The organism is Saccharomonospora saliphila YIM 90502, assembly GCF_000383795.1.
GTDB classification, from domain to species: Bacteria; Actinomycetota; Actinomycetes; order Mycobacteriales; family Pseudonocardiaceae; genus Saccharomonospora; species Saccharomonospora saliphila.
In genome coordinates, this window is record NZ_KB912611.1 from 1 (window position 1) to 1,721 (window position 1,721).

Consider the following 1,721-nt stretch of genomic DNA (forward strand, 5'->3'; position numbering starts at 1 on the left):
TCCACGAGACTCACGACGATGTTCACCTACTTCGGGTCGCTGGTGTGCGTTTAGCTAGCTGTCGATCTCATAAAACTTATAGCCCGCGCTGAATATTGGGTCAACCAAGAGAAGCAGTTAGTCCACCCCGGCGCGCACCCACTCCGCCAGGCGGGGTGAGAGCCGCCGCGCCTCGTCGGCGCGTTCGGCGGCGGGCACCAGGCCGAGGTGCCTGCCCGGCGCGTGCACGTCGTCGCTGCGCCGCAGCGCCCCGAGCACGGGAACACCGGTCGGTTCCAACGCGGAGCGGATCTCGTCCTCGTGCCGCTGCGAGCCGAGCTTGTTCAGGATGACCCCGGCCAGTTCGACGTCCGGGTCGTACCGGGCGAAGCCGAGCACCAGCGCGGCCACGCTGCGGCTCGCCGCGCTCGCGTCCACCACCAGCACCACGGGCGCGGAGACCAGCTTGGCCACGTGCGCGGTCGAGGCGTAGCCCTCGGTGCCGAGCGCACCGTCGAACAGGCCCATCACGCCCTCGATCACGGCGATCTCGGCCGACCGGGCGCCGTGCCGCAGCAACGGGGCCAGCCGGTGCTCGCCCTGGAGGAACGGGTCCAGGTTGCGCGGCGGAAGGCCGGTGGCCACGGCGTGGTAGCTCGGGTCGATGAAGTCGGGGCCGACCTTGTGCCCGGACACGGCGAGGCCGCGCTCGGCCAGCGCGGCCATCAGGCCGGTCGCGACCGTGGTCTTGCCGTGGCTCGACCCCGGCGCCGCGACGACGATCCTGGCTACCATTCGATGCCCCGTTGGCCCTTCTGCCCGGCGTCCATCGGATGCCGCACCTTCGTCATCTCGGCCACCAGATCGGCGGCGTCGAGCAGCCGTGGCGGCGCCTTCCGCCCGGTGATCACGACGTGCTGGCGGCCCGGCCGCGCCAGCAGGGTCTCCACCACGTCGTCGGTGTCGACCCAACCCCAGTGCAGCGGGTAGGTGAACTCGTCGAGCACATAGAAGTCGTGGCGCTGGTCGGCGAGCCTGCGCTTGATCTCGGCCCAGCCCTCGCGGGCGTCGGCGGCGTGATCCTCTTCGGTGCCCTTCTTGCGGGCCCAGCTCCAGCCCTCGCCCATCTTGTTCCACTCGACACTGCCGCCCTCATCGCTCGCGCCGAGGGTGCGCAGGGCGGACTCCTCACCGACACGCCACTTCGCGGACTTGACGAACTGGAACACACCGATGTCCCAGCCCTGGTTCCACGCGCGCAACGCCATGCCGAACGCGGCGGTCGACTTGCCCTTCATCTCGCCGGTGTGCACGGCGAGGATCGGACGGTGCCTGCGCTGCCGCGTGGTCAGGCCGTCGTCCGGCACGGTCTCCGGCTGTCCCTTGGGCATCAGGCGATCCTCCTGTCGTCGGTGTCCTCCGGGGCGCCGGGCTCAGCGGCCCCGCCCGTGCGCTGCCGCACCTCGCCGACCAGCGAATCGGCCCGCACCTGCCCCAGGGGAACGTGTTCGGCGCCCAGGTGTTCCGCCAGCCGCGCGGCCAGACCCAGCCGCATCCGGCCGCTCTCACAGTCGACCACGACACTGGTCACTCCGGAGCCGGCCAGCAGCCCGGCCGCCTGGTGCGACCGGGCGACGGCGTCGGGCCCGCTGGTGGCGCGCCCGTCGGTGACCACCACCAGCAGCGGACGCCGCCGGGGATCGCGCAGCGCCTCGATTCGCAGCACGTCGGCCGCGCGCAAC

Annotated in this window: 1 protein-coding gene and 2 pseudogenes; all 3 read right to left on the bottom strand. The window is 71.6% G+C overall.

All coding sequences use genetic code 11. The annotated features are described in order from the left end of the window. Nucleotides 1-120 precede the first annotated feature (120 nt). Nucleotides 121-774, bottom strand: a pseudogene (locus tag SACSA_RS21070) (cobyrinate a,c-diamide synthase); the annotation flags it as partial. After that, nucleotides 768-1,370 carry a cob(I)yrinic acid a,c-diamide adenosyltransferase gene (gene cobO / locus SACSA_RS0101950; RefSeq protein WP_019813064.1) on the bottom strand — a complete coding sequence of 201 codons (603 nt, stop codon included), beginning with the start codon at nucleotides 1,368-1,370 and terminating at the stop codon, nucleotides 768-770. The pseudogene SACSA_RS21070 and the gene cobO, both read right to left, overlap by 7 nt. Beyond that, a pseudogene (locus tag SACSA_RS21075) lies at nucleotides 1,370-1,721 on the bottom strand (hypothetical protein); the annotation flags it as partial. The gene cobO and the pseudogene SACSA_RS21075, both read right to left, overlap by 1 nt.

Bases quoted from the DNA above. Each gene is read 5' to 3' on its own strand.
- cobO (WP_019813064.1), bottom strand. From the start codon at position 1,370: ATGCCCAAGGGACAGCCGGAGACCGTGCCGGACGACGGCCTGACCACG.